Annotated in this window: 15 protein-coding genes; 13 read left to right on the forward strand and 2 right to left on the reverse strand. The window is 61.1% G+C overall.

Going from position 1 to position 16,337, the window contains the following annotated elements:
• Window positions 1-153 precede the first annotated feature (153 nt).
• From AO353_RS09265 to AO353_RS09290, 6 genes are all read left to right on the forward strand, one after another.
• Window positions 154-1,017 carry a YicC/YloC family endoribonuclease gene (locus AO353_RS09265; RefSeq protein WP_054594652.1) on the forward strand — a complete coding sequence of 288 codons (864 nt, stop codon included), beginning with the start codon at window positions 154-156 and terminating at the stop codon, window positions 1,015-1,017.
• Between the two features lie 12 nt (window positions 1,018-1,029).
• Entirely contained in the window at window positions 1,030-1,650 is a 621-nt protein-coding gene (gene gmk / locus AO353_RS09270) for a guanylate kinase (RefSeq protein WP_019694279.1), read from the forward strand.
• 168 nt (window positions 1,651-1,818) lie between these two features.
• Window positions 1,819-2,082, forward strand: a complete 264-nt coding sequence (rpoZ, locus tag AO353_RS09275) for a DNA-directed RNA polymerase subunit omega (RefSeq protein ID WP_003177259.1) — start codon at window positions 1,819-1,821, stop codon at window positions 2,080-2,082.
• A 57-nt stretch (window positions 2,083-2,139) separates the two neighbouring features.
• Window positions 2,140-4,245 carry a bifunctional GTP diphosphokinase/guanosine-3',5'-bis pyrophosphate 3'-pyrophosphohydrolase gene (gene spoT / locus AO353_RS09280; RefSeq protein ID WP_019694280.1) on the forward strand — a complete coding sequence of 702 codons (2,106 nt, stop codon included), beginning with the start codon at window positions 2,140-2,142 and terminating at the stop codon, window positions 4,243-4,245.
• Between the two features lie 36 nt (window positions 4,246-4,281).
• Window positions 4,282-4,662, forward strand: coding sequence for a RidA family protein (locus AO353_RS09285; protein ID WP_003229509.1), 381 nt, complete (start codon window positions 4,282-4,284; stop codon window positions 4,660-4,662).
• 55 nt (window positions 4,663-4,717) lie between these two features.
• Entirely contained in the window at window positions 4,718-5,458 is a 741-nt protein-coding gene (locus tag AO353_RS09290; protein ID WP_054594653.1) for a hypothetical protein, read from the forward strand.
• Window positions 5,459-5,528: 70 nt separating this feature from the next.
• On the opposite strand, the gene AO353_RS09295 is transcribed toward AO353_RS09290, so the two are convergent.
• Window positions 5,529-6,386: an NAD-dependent epimerase/dehydratase family protein gene (locus AO353_RS09295; RefSeq protein WP_054594654.1), complete on the reverse strand. Its 858-nt coding sequence runs from the start codon at window positions 6,384-6,386 to the stop codon at window positions 5,529-5,531.
• A 189-nt stretch (window positions 6,387-6,575) separates the two neighbouring features.
• On the opposite strand from AO353_RS09295, the gene exbB reads away from it, so the two are divergent.
• From exbB to AO353_RS09325, 6 genes are all read left to right on the forward strand, one after another.
• The gene (gene exbB, locus AO353_RS09300; RefSeq protein ID WP_054594655.1) at window positions 6,576-7,571 is read left to right on the forward strand and encodes a tonB-system energizer ExbB; all 996 of its coding nucleotides are present in this window, start codon (window positions 6,576-6,578) and stop codon (window positions 7,569-7,571) included.
• 6 nt (window positions 7,572-7,577) lie between these two features.
• A complete protein-coding gene (gene exbD / locus AO353_RS09305) occupies window positions 7,578-8,006 on the forward strand; it encodes a TonB system transport protein ExbD (RefSeq protein ID WP_054594656.1) in 429 nt (142 codons plus the stop codon).
• The gene (locus AO353_RS09310) at window positions 8,003-8,752 is read left to right on the forward strand and encodes an energy transducer TonB family protein (protein ID WP_054594657.1); all 750 of its coding nucleotides are present in this window, start codon (window positions 8,003-8,005) and stop codon (window positions 8,750-8,752) included. The genes exbD and AO353_RS09310 overlap by 4 nt, the downstream gene beginning before the upstream one ends.
• 277 nt (window positions 8,753-9,029) lie before the next feature.
• Complete coding sequence (locus tag AO353_RS09315) at window positions 9,030-9,953, forward strand: hydrogen peroxide-inducible genes activator (protein ID WP_054594658.1); 924 nt, start codon at window positions 9,030-9,032, stop codon at window positions 9,951-9,953.
• Between the two features lie 9 nt (window positions 9,954-9,962).
• Window positions 9,963-12,038 carry an ATP-dependent DNA helicase RecG gene (gene recG / locus AO353_RS09320; protein ID WP_054594659.1) on the forward strand — a complete coding sequence of 692 codons (2,076 nt, stop codon included), beginning with the start codon at window positions 9,963-9,965 and terminating at the stop codon, window positions 12,036-12,038.
• Between the two features lie 78 nt (window positions 12,039-12,116).
• Window positions 12,117-13,517, forward strand: coding sequence for an aminoacyl-tRNA deacylase and HDOD domain-containing protein (locus tag AO353_RS09325; protein ID WP_054594660.1), 1,401 nt, complete (start codon window positions 12,117-12,119; stop codon window positions 13,515-13,517).
• A gap of 246 nt (window positions 13,518-13,763) precedes the next feature.
• Here the strand turns inward: AO353_RS09325 and AO353_RS09330 are convergent, their stop codons facing one another.
• On the reverse strand, window positions 13,764-14,147 hold the full coding sequence (locus AO353_RS09330; RefSeq protein ID WP_054594661.1) for an SCP2 sterol-binding domain-containing protein: 384 nt from the start codon (window positions 14,145-14,147) through the stop codon (window positions 13,764-13,766).
• Between the two features lie 254 nt (window positions 14,148-14,401).
• On the opposite strand from AO353_RS09330, the gene AO353_RS09335 reads away from it, so the two are divergent.
• Window positions 14,402-15,832, forward strand: coding sequence for an IS1182 family transposase (locus AO353_RS09335; protein WP_054594662.1), 1,431 nt, complete (start codon window positions 14,402-14,404; stop codon window positions 15,830-15,832).
• The last annotated feature ends 505 nt before the right edge of the window (window positions 15,833-16,337 follow it).

Genomic DNA, 16,337 nt, shown 5'->3' on the forward strand with positions numbered 1-16,337 from the left:
CGACCTGCAGCGCTTTGTCACACGCGCCATTTGGGAGCATCCGCCGCACTGCGCTACAATCCTGCGCCTTTGCAGCCTGTGGGCTTTAATTCATCTAACCAGGTCCGTTGAGCCCGCTGGGTTCGGCGCCGGCCTGAATCGCGAGGTACCTCCATGGTGCACAGCATGACCGCCTTCGCCCGCGTCGAAAAAGCCGGCAGCCAGGGCACCCTGAGCTGGGAGCTGCGTTCGGTCAACAGCCGTTACCTGGAACCGCACCTGCGCCTGCCAGAGTCCTTTCGCGACCTCGAAGGCAACGTGCGCGAAGCGCTGCGTCAGGGCCTGTCGCGCGGCAAGCTCGAATGCACGCTGCGCTTCACCGAAGAAACCGCCGGCAAACCGCTGCAAGTCGACCGCGAACGCGCCGCGCAACTGGTCGCCGCCGCCGAGACCGTCGCCAGCCTGATAAAGAATCCTTCAGCCCTCAACCCGCTGGAAGTGTTGGCCTGGCCTGGCGTGCTGGTTGCCGACGCAAGCGACCCGCAAGCGCTCAACGCCGAGGCGCTGGCCCTGTTCAATGACGGTCTCAAGGAACTCAAGGCCGGCCGCGAGCGCGAAGGTGCGGAGCTGGCCCGACTGATCAACGAACGCCTGACGTCGATTGAAGAAGACGTGGTGGCCCTGCGCGAACTCGTTCCGCAGATGCTCGCCACCCAGCGTCAGAAGGTGCTCGACCGCTTTGCCGACATGAAGGCCGAGCTCGACCCGCAGCGCCTGGAACAGGAAATGGTCATGCTCGCGCAAAAAAGCGACGTCGCCGAAGAACTGGACCGCCTGAGCACCCACATCATTGAAGTTCGCCGCGTGCTCAAGTCCGGCGGCGCTGCCGGCCGGCGCCTCGACTTCCTGATGCAGGAGCTCAACCGCGAAGCCAATACACTGGGCTCCAAAGCCTTCGACCCGCGCAGCACCCAGGCTGCGGTCAACCTCAAAGTGTTGATCGAGCAGATGCGCGAACAAGTGCAGAACATTGAGTAAGGCTACCCCGACATGACCCACAGCACTGGCACCCTGTACATCATTTCCGCCCCGTCCGGCGCTGGCAAAACCAGCCTGGTCAAGGACCTGATCAACGATCTTCCACAGATCCGTCTTTCGATCTCGCACACCACCCGCGCCATGCGCCAGGGCGAAGTGGACGGAGTGAACTACCACTTTGTCGACCGCACCCAGTTCGTGAAGATGATCGAGCACGGCGACTTCCTGGAGCGCGCCGAAGTGTTCGGCAACCTCTATGGCACTTCGCAAAGCCACCTGCAGCAGACCCTGGATGAAGGCCACGACCTGATCCTGGAAATCGACTGGCAAGGTGCCGAACAGGTGCGCAAGTTGATGCCGCATGCGCGCTCGATCTTCATTCTGCCGCCCTCCCAGGAGGCCTTGCGCCAACGCCTGCACGGCCGTGGCCAGGACAGCCACGAGATCATTGAAGGCCGGATGCGTGAAGCGGTCAGCGAGATGAGCCACTACGTTGACTACGACTACCTGATCATCAACGATGATTTCAACCAGGCGCTGGAAGACCTGAAAGCGATTTTCCGCGCCAATCAGCTGCATCAGAAACGTCAGCAACAGCGTTTCGGTAAATTACTTGCCGAATTGCTGGGCTGAATCAGCTCTTCCCAAAACCGCTGCAAGGGCTTTACATTGGTACTTGCAGCGCGTTGAAGGGCTTGGTTAAAAAATCAGCGCTTCCCTAATCGCTGGTGATTTTTTAAACTGTTGAGTCCGCTCGCCCAACCGGGCAGCGCGCATATTGCATTCGCTCCGAGGAATACCATGGCCCGCGTAACCGTTGAAGACTGCCTAGAACACGTGGAAAACCGCTTTGAGCTGGTCATGCTCTCTACCAAGCGTGCCCGTCAACTGGCCACCGGCGGCAAAGAGCCTCTGGTCCAGTGGGAAAACGACAAACCGACCGTTGTGGCCCTGCGTGAAATCGCTGAAGGCCTGATGAGCTACGAGTTCATCGCCAATGCTGAAATCGTCGAAGACGAACCGCTGTTCGCAGCGTTCGAGGACGAGTCCAACGAGGCCGTCTAAGTCCATGCCTGGTCGACGTAGTACGGCGCGGGGTCACAGCCATCGGCAGGAGTCATCATGCCGAGCATAGACGCCCTCGCCGAACGCTTATCGACCTACCTCGGCACTGACCAGGTCAACCTGGTCCGCCGAGCGTATTTCTACGCCGAACAAGCCCACGATGGCCAGCGCCGCCGCAGCGGCGAGGCGTACGTCACACACCCGTTAGCGGTCGCGAACATTCTTGCCGACATGCACATGGACCATCAGAGTTTGATGGCCGCGATGCTGCATGACGTGATCGAAGACACCGGTATTGCCAAGGAAGCGCTCTCTGCGCAGTTTGGCGAAACCGTGGCCGAACTGGTCGACGGGGTCAGCAAACTGACCCAGATGAACTTCGAAACCAAAGCCGAAGCCCAAGCCGAAAACTTCCAGAAAATGGCCATGGCCATGGCGCGCGACATTCGCGTGATCCTGGTCAAACTGGCCGACCGCCTGCACAACATGCGCACGCTGGAAGTCCTGTCCGGTGAAAAGCGCCGGCGGATCGCCAAGGAAACCCTGGAAATCTACGCGCCCATCGCCAACCGGCTGGGCATGCATGCCATCCGCGTAGAATTCGAAGACCTGGGCTTCAAGGCCATGCACCCGATGCGTTCCGCGCGGATCTACCAGGCGGTCAAGCGCGCCCGGGGCAATCGCAAGGAAATCGTCAACAAGATCGAAGAATCCCTCAGCCACTGCCTGGCCATCGACGGCATTCAGGGCGAGGTCAGCGGTCGCCAGAAACACCTCTACGGCATCTACACGAAAATGCGCGGCAAGCGCCGGGCCTTCAACGAGATCATGGACGTCTATGCGTTCCGGATCATCGTCGACAAGGTCGATACCTGCTACCGCGTACTGGGTGCTGTGCATAATTTGTACAAACCGTTGCCGGGTCGCTTCAAGGATTACATCGCGATTCCCAAGGCCAACGGCTATCAGTCGCTGCACACCACGCTCTTCGGCATGCACGGCGTACCGATCGAAATCCAGATCCGCACCCGTGAAATGGAAGAGATGGCCAATAATGGCATCGCCGCCCATTGGCTGTACAAATCCAGCGGCGACGAGCAGCCAAAAGGCACTCACGCCCGCGCCCGCCAGTGGGTCAAGGGCGTGCTGGAAATGCAGCAACGCGCCGGTAACTCGCTGGAGTTCATTGAAAGCGTGAAGATCGACCTGTTCCCGGACGAGGTCTACGTGTTCACGCCAAAAGGCCGGATCATGGAGCTGCCAAAAGGCTCCACGGCGGTCGACTTCGCTTACGCGGTGCACACTGACGTCGGCAACAGCTGCATCGCCTGCCGGATCAACCGTCGCCTGGCTCCGCTGTCCGAACCGCTGCAAAGCGGCTCGACGGTCGAGATCGTCAGCGCTCCGGGCGCACGGCCGAACCCGGCCTGGCTCAACTTCGTCGTCACCGGCAAGGCCCGCACGCACATTCGTCACGCGCTGAAACTGCAGCGCCGCTCCGAGTCCATCAGCCTCGGCGAACGCCTGCTGAACAAGGTGCTCAACGGCTTCGACAGCTCGCTGGAAAAAGTCCCGGCCGAGCGCATCAAGGCGATGCTCAACGAATACCGCCTCGAACTGATCGAAGACCTGCTTGAAGACATCGGCCTGGGCAATCGCATGGCCTATGTCGTCGCCCGCCGCCTGCTCGGCGAAGGCGAACAGTTGCCAAGCCCGGAAGGTCCGCTGGCGATTCGCGGCACCGAAGGCCTGGTACTCAGTTACGCCAAGTGCTGCACGCCGATCCCGGGCGACCCGATTGTCGGCCACCTGTCCGCCGGCAAAGGCATGGTCGTGCACCTGGACAACTGCCGCAACATCAGCGAAATCCGCCACAACCCGGAAAAATGCATCCAGCTCTCGTGGGCCAAGGATGTCACCGGCGAATTCAATGTCGAACTGCGCGTCGAGCTGGAACACCAGCGCGGCCTGATTGCCTTGCTGGCCAGCAGCGTCAACGCCGCGGACGGCAACATCGAAAAAATCAGCATGGACGAACGCGACGGTCGTATCAGCGTGGTCCAACTGGTGGTCAGCGTACACGACCGTGTACACCTGGCCCGCGTGATCAAGAAACTGCGCGCCCTGACCGGGGTGATTCGCATCACCCGCATGCGTGCCTAGCTCGTCCATCCAGCACCCCATTACAAGGAGTCATACATGACCAAGACTGTTATCACCAGCGACAAGGCCCCGGCCGCCATCGGTACTTACTCCCAGGCGATCAAGGCTGGCAACACTGTCTACATGTCCGGCCAGATCCCGCTCGACCCAAAAACCATGGAACTGGTCGAAGGCTTCGAAGCCCAGACCGTCCAGGTGTTCGAGAACCTGAAAGCCGTGGCTGAAGCCGCTGGCGGTTCGTTCAAGGACATCGTCAAACTGAACATCTTCCTCACCGACCTGAGCCACTTCGCCAAGGTCAACGAGATCATGGGCAAATACTTCGACCAGCCTTACCCAGCGCGCGCCGCCATCGGCGTGGCCGCCCTGCCAAAGGGTTCGCAGGTTGAAATGGATGCCATCCTGGTCATCGAGTAATACGCACGGCGCAGCCTCCCAGGCTGCGCCGACTTCGTTCTGTAAGGATCTCCTCATGCGCAAAGCGCTAGCTCTCTCGTTGCTCGCGGTGTTCCTCGGTGGCTGTGCCAGCAACCCTGCCGACCGCGACATCAGTGGCACCTGGATCAACCAGTCGGCAATCAATGCGGCGGCCAAGGGCGGCCCGCTGCGCGAAGCACTGCAAGCCTATGGCCCGAACCTGGAGTGGGACGTCAACACCAAGGCCGGCCAGGCGCGATACACAAACGGCTTCGAGAACGTCGAAGGCAAAATGCTCGGCGAGAAATCCGATGCCTGGAAAGTCGAGTTTTATGGCAGCGCTGCCACCGAATTGAAGCGCGACGGCAAACAGTTGCACCAAGTGGCCAACGACAACGAGCCTGAGCAACTGTTTGACCGCGCCAAAGACATCGCCCCCGAAGGCGCGCCGATTGGTGCCAGCTTCGAGCGTGCGCTGTACTCAGCCTATCTGGGCGGTAGCTGGAAGATCGTCAACGGTCCTGGCGAAGGCAGCACCGTGCAGTTCCAGGCCGATGGCGCCGTTCAAGGCCTGCCCGGTGCTGACCGCTACGCGCTGTGCCTGGCAGGCGACTGCGCCTCCATGAGCGGTGGCCACGACACCGTCTGGCTGCAACTGAGCGGCCAGGGCAACCCGTGGATCTTCACCCGCAACGGCAAACAGATGGAGATCTTCCAGGCAGTCAATGGCGCCCAGGCGGACGAAGTCCCTTCGTTCACCCCTGGCAATCGCCAATGGACACTGGAAAAACAGTGATCCTGCTTTAACTGCAACAAAGATCCAATGTGGGAGCCTGCTCCCACAGTTGTTTTTGGATGTTTGAAGGTCAGCTGCGACCTTCAAGAATCGCCGCATACCCTTCACGAAAGCTCGGATAACGCGGCGTCCAGCCCAACGCTTTAGCCCGGGCGTTGCTGCAACGCTTGCTGCCCGTACGGCGCACGCTGGCATCCTCCGACCATTCGGTCACCCCAAGGTACTCGCGCAACCAGCCCACCACCTCCGCCAACGGCGCGGGCGCGTCGTCGACGCCGATATAGCAGTCATCCAGCGCCTCGTCGCGTTCGGCACGCAGCAACAGGAACGCCAACAACCCGGCCGCGTCATCCACATGAATCCGGTTGGCATACAGCGGCGGATCAACCGCAACGCGATAGCCCTGCCGCACCTGGCTCAACAGCCACTCACGACCCGGGCCGTAAATCCCGGTCAGGCGCACCAGACTCGCAGGAATGCCGCTGTTTAATGCGATCTGCTCGGCTTCCAGCATCACTCGCCCGGAATAGCCGGCCGCTTGAGTCGGCGATGTTTCATCGATCCATTCACCGTTCTGCTGCCCGTACACGCTGCTGCTGGAGACAAACAGCAAGCGTTTCGGTGCCTGACCGTAGTCGTTCAGCCATTCCAGCACATGCTGCAAGCCCTGGACATAAGCGGCGCGGTAACCGGCTTCATCGTGATCGGTGGCGGCCGCGCAATACACCAGGTAATCCACCGCCCCGACGGGCCAGGTCGCCGGGCAGTCTTCATTGAACAAGTCGCCGGCAACGCCAATAACGCCCTCGGGCAGGCGCGAGATGTCACGCCGCAAGCCATGAACCTCCCACCCCGAGGCCAACAGTTGAGTGGCCAGACGGCCGCCGACATCGCCACAACCGGCGATCAAAACAGAAGGCGCGGACATCAAAATTCTCCCATCAGAAAGGTACAGGCTAGCCTTGGTATTGGACACGCGGCTAGCAATCAAAGAAAAAAAGAGACTCTATTACTTTTGTTAACAAGAATTACTTGCAATAATGCCCGCCACTTTTGTTCTCGGCCCACGAGGCCTGGAAGGACATTAAACCCTCTTCTTCTCTTAGGTCCGGCCAGCATGACACGTAATTCACTCTCCGCTTCGCCAACCACGCTTGCTCGTCCCACTCGCGCCCTGAGCGCGGTCGCCGCGCTGCTGTTCAGCCTGCTGCTGGCCCCGACCGCTACCTTCGCCGTCGAGCCCACCGCCACTGCACCGGCTGCAACAGCCTCCGCGCCCGCCGCTGCTGATCACGCTGATCACGCAGCCACGGTCGTGACGCCTGTCGCCACCAACCCGGCACTGGCCACCGAAGACGCCGCCGCTGACGCACCCGAAGTCCTCGAAGCCGACAACTCCCTGGGCATGGCCCATGACCTGTCGCCGTGGGGCATGTACCAGAACGCCGACATCATCGTGAAAATCGTGATGATCGGCCTGGCCATCGCCTCGATCATCACCTGGACGATCTGGATCGCCAAGGGCCTTGAGCTGCTGGGCGCCAAGCGTCGTCTACGCGGTGAAATCACCAGCCTGAAAAAAGCCACCACCCTTAAAGACGCCAGCGCCAGTGCGGCCAAGGAAGGCACCCTCGCCAACCTGCTGGTCCACGACGCCCTCGAAGAAATGCGCCTCTCGGCCAACAGCCGTGAAAAAGAAGGCATCAAGGAACGCGTCAGCTTCCGCCTCGAGCGTCTGGTGGCCGCCTGCGGCCGCAACATGAGCAGCGGCACCGGCGTGCTGGCCACCATCGGCTCCACCGCGCCGTTCGTGGGTCTCTTCGGCACCGTGTGGGGCATCATGAACAGCTTCATCGGCATCGCCAAAACCCAGACCACCAACCTCGCCGTCGTCGCTCCCGGTATCGCCGAAGCCCTGCTGGCTACCGCGCTGGGCCTGGTGGCGGCGATTCCTGCGGTGGTCATCTACAACGTCTTCGCCCGCTCCATCGCCGGTTACAAAGCCCAGGTGTCCGATGCTTCGGCGCAAGTCCTGCTGCTGGTCAGCCGCGACCTCGACCACCTGCCGCCCGAGCGCATCCCTTCGCAACCGCACATGGTCAAAGTAGGGTAATCCGCCATGGGCTTGCATTTAAAGGAAGGCGCAGACGACGATCTCGCCGAGAACCACGAAATCAACGTCACGCCGTTCATCGACGTGATGCTGGTGCTGCTGATCATCTTCATGGTCGCCGCCCCGCTGGCCACCGTGGACATCAAGGTTGACCTCCCCGCCTCGACCGCCAAACCGGCGCCGCGGCCAGAGAAACCGGTGTTCCTCAGCGTCAAGGCCGACCAACGCCTGTACCTGGGCGAAGACGAAGTCAACGCCGAAACCCTCGGCGCGACCCTCGACGCGCGAACCCACGGCAAGAAGGACACGACCATCTTCTTCCAGGCCGACAAAGGCGTGGACTACGGCGACCTGATGCACGTGATGGATGCCCTGCGGGCCGCCGGCTACCTGAAAGTCGGTCTGGTCGGACTTGAGACGGCAGCCAAGAAATGATCACGACGCGCCAAAAGCTGACGCGTTACGGCGCTAGCCTGGTCGTGGTGCTGGGCGTCCACGCGGTCGCGATTTTGCTCGCGCTCAACTGGAAGTCCTCGCCGCCGGTCGAGTTGCCGCCGATGGCGATGATGGTCGAGTTGGCACCGCTTCCGGCACCGCCGCCACCGACACCGCCGAAGATCGTAACGCCGCCGCAACCACCGACCCCGGTCGAAGAGCTGCCGCTGCCGAAACTCGCGGAAGCGCCAAAGCCGACGATCTCGGTGCCCAAGCCGGTCAAACCCAAGCCCAAGCCTCAACCGCCCAAGCCGGTGGAGAAAAAGCCCGAGCCGCCGAAGGAAAAACCGGCCGAGGAAAAACCCAGCGACACACCGCCGACCAACACTCCGACGGAGAAATCCGCGCAACCTGCCCCAGGCCCGACGCTGGCGCAGTCTGCGGCCAAGGAAAGTTGGCAAGGCACACTGCTGGCGCACCTGGCCAAGTACAAGAAGTACCCGCCTGCCGCCCAGTCGCGTGGCAAGGAGGGTCTGAACCGTCTGCGCTTCGTGGTCGACGCTGAAGGCAACGTGCTGTCTTACGAGTTGGTCGGTCGCTCCGGCAACGCCGATCTGGACCGGGCCACCCTGGAAATGATCCGCCGCGCCCAGCCACTGCCCAAGCCACCGGCCGACATGCTGAAGAACGGCTCGATCGAAATCGTCGCACCGTTTGTGTACTCCCTGGAAAAACGCCGACACTAAGCACAAACGCAAAACCCTTGTAGGAGCCGAGCTTGCTCGCGATAGCGGTGTGTCAGTCAACAGAGATGCTGAACATGATGGCCTCATCGCGAGCAAGCTCGGCTCCTACAGGTTCTGCGGCGGCCAGAGAATCTGCAAAAGGCACCGAAAGGTGCCTTTTGCATATCCGCCAGCGCCAAACATGCATTGCCCAGTGTCGCTCTCCGCCCTCTGTCTGATAACGTGCGTCTATCGATTGCAGCCGGTATGCTTGGCCGCATCATCATGGACGCCCGCTATGACCCTCACAGAATTACGCTACATCGTCACCCTCGCCCAAGAACAGCATTTCGGTCACGCGGCCGAGCGTTGCCACGTCAGCCAGCCGACCCTGTCGGTGGGCGTGAAAAAACTTGAAGACGAACTCGGTGTGCTGATTTTCGAGCGCAGCAAAAGCGCGGTGCGCCTGACCCCGGTCGGCGAAGGCATCGTCGCCCAGGCCCAGAAAGTCCTTGAACAAGCCCAAGGTATTCGCGAACTGGCCCAAGCCGGCAAAAACCAGCTGACCGCCCCGCTGAAAGTCGGCGCGATCTACACCGTCGGCCCGTACCTGTTCCCGCACCTGATTCCACAACTGCACCGGGTTGCCCCGCAGATGCCGTTGTACATCGAAGAAAACTTCACCCACGTGCTGCGCGACAAACTGCGCAACGGCGAGCTGGACGCGATCATCATCGCCCTCCCGTTCAACGAAGCCGACGTGCTGACCCTGCAACTCTACGACGAACCGTTCTACGTCCTGATGCCGGCCCAGCACCCGTGGACCGAAAAAGAATCCATCGACGCCAGCCTGCTCAACGACAAGAGCCTGCTGCTGCTCGGCGAAGGTCATTGCTTCCGCGACCAAGTGCTGGAAGCCTGCCCGACCCTGGCCAAAGGCAACGACGGCGCCAAGCACACCACCGTCGAATCCAGCTCGCTGGAAACCATTCGGCACATGGTCGCCTCCGGCCTGGGCATCTCGATCCTGCCGCTCTCGGCCGTCGACAGTCACCACTACTCGCCCGGCGTGCTCGAAGTGCGCCCACTGTCGCCGCCCGTGCCGTTCCGCACCGTCGCCATCGCCTGGCGCGCCAGCTTCCCGCGGCCGAAAGCGATTGAAATCCTCGCGGACTCGATCCGCCTGTGCTCGGTGGCCAAGCCGCCAGCGGTTGCGGGGTAAGCAGTAGCAATGGCTGAGCTGTCGCAAGTGTCGGTCACGGCACTCAAGGGTGTCGGCGAAGCCATGGCCGAAAAACTCGCCAAGGTCGGCCTGGAAAACCTCCAGGACGTGCTGTTCCACCTGCCGCTGCGTTACCAGGATCGCACCCGCGTGGTGCCGATCGGCCACTTGCGGCCGGGTCAGGACGCGGTGATCGAAGGCACCGTCAGCGGCGCCGACGTAGTGATGGGCCGGCGCCGCAGCCTGGTCGTGCGCCTGCAGGACGGCACCGGCGGGCTCAGCCTGCGCTTCTACCATTTCAGCAACGCGCAAAAGGAAGGCCTGAAACGCGGCACCCGCGTGCGTTGCTACGGCGAGGCTCGGCCCGGTGCGTCGGGGCTGGAAATCTACCACCCGGAATACCGCGCCATCACCGGCGACGAACCGCCCCCGGTGGATGAAACCCTGACGCCGGTCTACCCGCTCACCGAAGGCCTGACCCAACAGCGTTTGCGCCAACTGTGCATGCAAACCCTGACCTTGCTCGGCCCCAGCAGCCTGCCTGACTGGCTGCCGCAAGAGTTGGCGCGGGACTACCAACTGGCACCGCTGGCCGACGCGATCCGCTATTTGCATCACCCGCCCGCCGATGCCGATGTCGACGAACTCGCCCTCGGTCATCACTGGGCGCAACACCGTCTGGCTTTCGAAGAACTGCTGACCCATCAGCTGTCGCAACAACGCCTGCGTGAAAGCATGCGCGCGCTGCGAGCGCCGGCCATGCCCAAAGCCACCCGGCTGCCGGCTCAATACCTGGCTAACCTCGGCTTTCCGCCGACCGGCGCGCAGCAACGGGTGGGCAATGAAATCGCCTACGACATGAGCCAGCACGAACCGATGCTGCGGCTGATTCAGGGCGACGTCGGCGCCGGCAAAACCGTGGTCGCCGCCCTCGCCGCCTTGCAAGCACTGGAGGCCGGTTATCAAGTGGCGCTGATGGCGCCTACCGAAATCCTCGCCGAACAGCACTTCATCACCTTCAAGCGCTGGCTCGAACCGCTGGGTCTGGAAGTCGCCTGGCTGGCCGGCAAGCTCAAGGGCAAGAACCGCGTCGCCGCGCTGGAACAAATCGCCAGCGGCACTCCGATGGTGGTTGGCACTCACGCCTTGTTCCAGGACGAAGTGCAGTTCAAGAACCTCGCGCTGGTGATCATCGACGAACAACACCGCTTCGGCGTCCAGCAACGGCTGGCGCTGCGGCAGAAAGGCGTGGGCGGGCGGATGTGCCCGCATCAGTTGATCATGACCGCCACGCCGATTCCGCGCACCTTGGCGATGAGCGCCTACGCCGACCTCGACACCTCGATCCTCGACGAACTGCCGCCCGGCCGAACCCCGGTCAACACCGTGCTGGTCACCGACACGCGCCGGGTTGAAGTCATCGAGCGAGTGCGCGCCGCGTGCGCCGAAGGGCGTCAGGCGTATTGGGTGTGCACGCTGATCGAAGAATCGGAAGAGCTCACCTGCCAGGCCGCCGAAACCACCTATGAAGACCTCACCGCCGCCCTCGGCGAGCTGAAGGTCGGCCTGATTCACGGGCGCATGAAACCCGCCGAGAAAGCCGACGTCATGGCCCAGTTCAAGGCCGGCGCGTTGCAGTTGCTGGTGGCGACCACGGTGATCGAAGTCGGCGTTGACGTGCCCAACGCCAGCCTGATGATCATCGAAAACCCGGAACGTCTCGGCCTGGCGCAACTGCACCAGCTACGTGGTCGCGTCGGCCGGGGCAGCGCCGCCAGTCACTGCGTGCTGCTCTACCATCCGCCACTGTCGCAGATCGGCCGGCAACGCCTCGGTATCATGCGTGAAACCAACGACGGTTTCGTGATCGCCGAGAAAGACCTCGAACTGCGCGGCCCAGGCGAAATGCTCGGCACCCGGCAAACCGGTCTGCTGCAATTCAAGGTCGCCGACCTGATGCGCGACGCCGACCTGCTGCCGGCGGTGCGCGACGCGGCCCAGGCATTGCTGGAGCGTTGGCCGCATCACGTCAGCCCGTTGCTCGACCGCTGGCTACGCCATGGGCAGCAATACGGCCAAGTGTGAGCAGTGTCTCAGTTTCTGGGCGATGGTTTTAAACAAGCTGGTTATACTCCTGCAATTGTTTGAAAACGGACACACACCATGACCGAAGTTGCCCTCGCACCCGAAGCCCCGCACGCCCCGTCTGTTATCCGGTTGCTGCTCGGCAAGCTGGGCATCAGCTACGCCGAAGTGCTCGACCGCCCGGGCCTCAACCCCGCCCGCAAGGTGCAAGCGGTGTTGGTCGACGACGCTGTCGGCGCGCTCATGGTGCTGTTCCCGCAGAGCCAGTTACTGGACCTCAACCGCCTCGCCGAACTCACCGGCCGCCGGCTCACCGCCGTACCGACCGAACGCCTGGAGCGCATGCTCGGCAAACACAACCTGAGCTTTCTGCCCGGCCTGCCGGCGCTCACCAGCTCGCCGTGCCTGTATGAAGAAAGCCTGCTGCGCGAACCGCAGTTGCTGATCAACTCGGGTGAGACAGGCGTGCTGCTGGAAATCACCAGCGAAGACTTCAAGAGCATGCTGACCAAGGCCAGCGCCGCGAATTTCGGCGAAGCCCTGAGCAGCATTCGCCCGAACCTCGACCGCCCCGACGATGACCGCGAGGAAATCACCCAAGCGGTGCAGGCCTTCACGGCGCGCCGTATCCAGCAACGCCTGGAAGCGACCATAGAGATTCCGCCGCTGGCCGAAACCGCACAAAAAATCATCAAGCTGCGGGTCGACCCCAACGCCACCATCGACGACATCACCGGCGTCGTCGAAACCGACCCGGCGCTGGCCGCGCAAGTGGTGAGCTGGGCGGCGTCGCCGTACTACGCCTCGCCGGGCAAAATTCGTTCAGTGGAAGACGCGATCGTCCGCGTACTGGGTTTCGATCTGGTGATCAACCTGGCGCTGGGCCTGGCCCTGGGCAAAACCCTGAGCCTGCCCAAGGACCACCCGCAACACACCACGCCGTACTGGCACCAATCGATCTACACCGCCGCCGTCATCGAAGGCCTGACCCGCGCCATGCCGCGCGCCCAGCGCCCGGAAGCCGGCCTGACCTACCTCGCCGGCCTGCTGCACAACTTTGGCTACTTGCTGCTGGCCCACGTCTTCCCGCCACACTTCTCGCTGATCTGCCGCCACCTGGAGGTCAACCCGCACCTGTGCCACAGCTTTGTCGAGCAACACCTGCTGGGCATCAGCCGCGAACAGATCGGCGCGTGGCTGATGCGCTACTGGGACATGCCGGATGAACTATCCACCGCGCTGCGCTTCCAGCACGACCCGAGCTACGACGGCGACTACGCCGAATACCCGAACCTCGTCTGCCTGGCCGTGCGCCTGCTGCGCAGCCGTGGCATCGGCTCCGGCCCCGACGAAGAAATCCCCGACGCCCTGCTCGACCGCCTCGGCCTGACCCGCGACAAAGCCAACGACGTCGTCAGCAAAGTCCTCGAAGCCGAAGTCCTGCTGCGCGAACTGGCCTCGCAGTTCACCCAGTCCTAAAAAAACCCGCCTGACACTCAATCCAGTGTCGGGCAGGCTTTGATGAGATATCTCAGTGACAACCTTTTGTGACAGAGCTTAGCAACTCACTTTTGTGGCGAGGGAGCTTGCTCCCGCTCGGTTGCGCAGCAGCCGCAAACCCGGCAGACGCGGTGTATCTGAAGCAACACCGTCTCGGGCCTCAGGGCCGCTTCGCGCCCCAGCGGGAGCAAGCTCCCTCGCCACAGGTTTGATCTTTACCAGTCCTCAAGCCTTAGGCTTCGCCTTCCTCGGCTTCAAATACTTGGTCAACCCCTGGAACCACATCACCAGCGCCGGGTTGCCCTTGATCTGAATCGACTTGTCCTGAATCCCGGTCATGAACGCCAACTGCTTGTTCTTCGCCTGCATCGTGGCAAAGCCGTAAGCCGCATCCTTAAAGGCAATCGCAAACGCCGGCTCGGCATACACCCCAGCCTTACTGGTAATGCGCTGATCCTTCACCACAAAGTGCCGCGCCACCTTGCCGTCCAGCGTCTGCAACTGGAACACCAATTCTTTATCACCCAACTGCTGCTGAAACGCCGGATTGGTCCGACTGGCCTTGCGCATCAGCAAGCCCATCACCCAGAGAAGAAAACGAAATTTCATGCTCAAGCCCCAAAAGAAAAATGAACGCTGGCGCAGTGTAGCGGCTTAACACCAGAACGCCACCGTCGCGCAGCGTTAGAAGAAGATGAAGCGCTTTTTAAGCACGATGACCACCAAGTCACACTTTTCAAAGACCACCACATCCCCCTTGTAGCAGCTGCCGAAGGCGGCGTTCGGTCTGGGCCCAGAGTGTGTAAAAACGCCTTAGCGAACCCTTGCTATGATTTCTGAGGATTTCATCGCAAGGATCGCCCATGACGCGCTTTATTCAAGGTGAACATCGAGGTCAAAGCACCTTGCTTCCCGAAAGCCTCGACGACTACGTCAGCGATACCAATCCGGTGCGCGTAGTCGACGTCTTCGTCGATGAACTTGACCTGGCTAAGCTGGGTTTTGAAGGCGTCATACCGGCCGATACTGGCCGGCCTGCTTATCACCCCGCGATCCTGCTGAAGATCTACATCTATGGCTATCTCAACCGGATTCAGTCGAGTCGACGGCTGGAGCGAGAGGCCCAGCGTAACGTCGAGCTGATGTGGCTAACCGGCCGCTTGAGGCCCGATTTCAAGACCATTGCCAACTTCCGAAAAGACAACAGCAAAGCCATCCGCGGTGTCTGCCGGCAGTTCGTCGTGCTGTGTCAGCAGTTGGGATTATTCGAAGAAAACCTAGTTGCCATCGACGGCAGCAAGTTCAAGGCGGTCAACAACCGCGACCGCAATTTCACCAGCGCCAAGTTGCAACGGAGAATGGTAGAAATTGAATCGAGCATAAACCGGTATCTGACTGCACTCGACGAAGCCGATCAACAAGAGCCCTCGACTGCGCAGCCCAAGGCTGCGCGGCTGGAAGAAAAAATCGTCAAGCTGAAGGCTCAAATGAAAGAGCTTCAGGCGATCGAAGTGCGGCTCAACGACTCGCCGGACAAACAGGTCTCACTGACCGATCCAGACGCCCGTTCCATGATGACGCGTGGCACTGGAATCGTCGGCTACAACGTGCAGACAGCAGTCGATACCCAACACCATTTGATCGTTGCGCACGAGGTCACCAATACCGGCTCCGACCGCGATCAACTCAGCTCGATGGGCAAGCAGGCCCGCGAGGCCATGGGCTTGGAAACGCTGTCAGTAGTGGCTGATCGAGGCTACTTCAAAAGCGAAGAAATCCTGGCCTGTCACAATGCAGACATCACCGCCTATGTGCCGAAGCCAATGACCTCCGGAGCCAAGGCGGACGGGCGTTTCAATAATGATGTCTTCATCTATGACGCGACGAAAAATGAATACATTTGCCCAGCTGGACAGGCGTTGATCTGGCGTTTTTCCAGCGTTGATAACGGCCTGAAGTTACACCGTTACTGGAGTTCCAACTGCCAACAGTGCCCACTGAAATTGAAGTGCACACCGGGCAGGGAACGGCGAGTCCGACGCTGGGAGCATGAAGCCGTACTGGAAAAAATGCAGAGTCGGCTGAGCAACGCGCCAGAAATGATGCGGATCCGCAAACGAACGGTTGAGCATCCCTTCGGGACGCTCAAGCACTGGATGGGAGCGGCCCACTTCCTGACCCGAAAGCTACCCGGGGTGAGCGCCGAAATGAGCTTGAATGTGCTCGCCTACAACCTGAAACGAGTGATGAAAATCATGGGGGTCGGGAGCTTGATTAAGGCTCTGGCGACCTAAGATTTGGTCAATTTCGGACATGATTCAGAGGACGTTAGAGCCCGTTCAGGCCTTTCTAGTCATCGGCAACGCCAAGTTGGTGGGCCAAGAGCATCTTGGCCGTGCGTGGGGGCCGAAGCGTAAGAAAGACCCTAGATTTGAAGATGAAAGCCTCAGACAGTGTTTTTACACACTCTGGGCCGCATCCGGACGCAGCGGTTGCAAAACCAGACAACCCGGTCCCGGCTCTCTCCCAGCCATATTGGTCTCGGACATTTCCTTCAAGTTGTAGCGGTGTTCGGTAACTATCCGGGCCTGCGAGTCAGGGCTAGTCTCACCCTGTCACCAAAAAACGGTGACACGGACGTGCAAGTCCGCCCTGGAACACAATTGGTTATGGCTAATGACCGAGCATTTTCTTATGCTCGCGAATCGTTATGGCGACTGTGTATGGGAGACCTTCGGGTCTGCTGGTGTTTCCGGGCCGGTCTTGCACACCTATGCACAGTTGCCACCACTTTCGAAG

It is taken from the genome of Pseudomonas fluorescens, from assembly GCF_001307155.1.
Lineage (GTDB): Bacteria > Pseudomonadota > Gammaproteobacteria > Pseudomonadales > Pseudomonadaceae > Aquipseudomonas > Aquipseudomonas helvetica.

Excerpts from the sequence above, each read along its gene's own strand:
- AO353_RS09265 (WP_054594652.1), top strand. The coding sequence starts at position 154 with ATGGTGCACAGCATGACCGCCTTCGCCCGCGTCGAAAAAGCCGGCAGC.
- gmk (WP_019694279.1), top strand. The coding sequence starts at position 1,030 with ATGACCCACAGCACTGGCACCCTGTACATCATTTCCGCCCCGTCCGGC.
- rpoZ (WP_003177259.1), top strand. The coding sequence starts at position 1,819 with ATGGCCCGCGTAACCGTTGAAGACTGCCTAGAACACGTGGAAAACCGC.
- spoT (WP_019694280.1), top strand. The coding sequence starts at position 2,140 with ATGCCGAGCATAGACGCCCTCGCCGAACGCTTATCGACCTACCTCGGC.
- AO353_RS09285 (WP_003229509.1), top strand. The coding sequence starts at position 4,282 with ATGACCAAGACTGTTATCACCAGCGACAAGGCCCCGGCCGCCATCGGT.
- AO353_RS09290 (WP_054594653.1), top strand. The coding sequence starts at position 4,718 with ATGCGCAAAGCGCTAGCTCTCTCGTTGCTCGCGGTGTTCCTCGGTGGC.
- AO353_RS09295 (WP_054594654.1), bottom strand. The coding sequence starts at position 6,386 with ATGTCCGCGCCTTCTGTTTTGATCGCCGGTTGTGGCGATGTCGGCGGC.
- exbB (WP_054594655.1), top strand. The coding sequence starts at position 6,576 with ATGACACGTAATTCACTCTCCGCTTCGCCAACCACGCTTGCTCGTCCC.
- exbD (WP_054594656.1), top strand. The coding sequence starts at position 7,578 with ATGGGCTTGCATTTAAAGGAAGGCGCAGACGACGATCTCGCCGAGAAC.
- AO353_RS09310 (WP_054594657.1), top strand. The coding sequence starts at position 8,003 with ATGATCACGACGCGCCAAAAGCTGACGCGTTACGGCGCTAGCCTGGTC.
- AO353_RS09315 (WP_054594658.1), top strand. The coding sequence starts at position 9,030 with ATGACCCTCACAGAATTACGCTACATCGTCACCCTCGCCCAAGAACAG.
- recG (WP_054594659.1), top strand. The coding sequence starts at position 9,963 with ATGGCTGAGCTGTCGCAAGTGTCGGTCACGGCACTCAAGGGTGTCGGC.
- AO353_RS09325 (WP_054594660.1), top strand. The coding sequence starts at position 12,117 with ATGACCGAAGTTGCCCTCGCACCCGAAGCCCCGCACGCCCCGTCTGTT.
- AO353_RS09330 (WP_054594661.1), bottom strand. The coding sequence starts at position 14,147 with ATGAAATTTCGTTTTCTTCTCTGGGTGATGGGCTTGCTGATGCGCAAG.
- AO353_RS09335 (WP_054594662.1), top strand. The coding sequence starts at position 14,402 with ATGACGCGCTTTATTCAAGGTGAACATCGAGGTCAAAGCACCTTGCTT.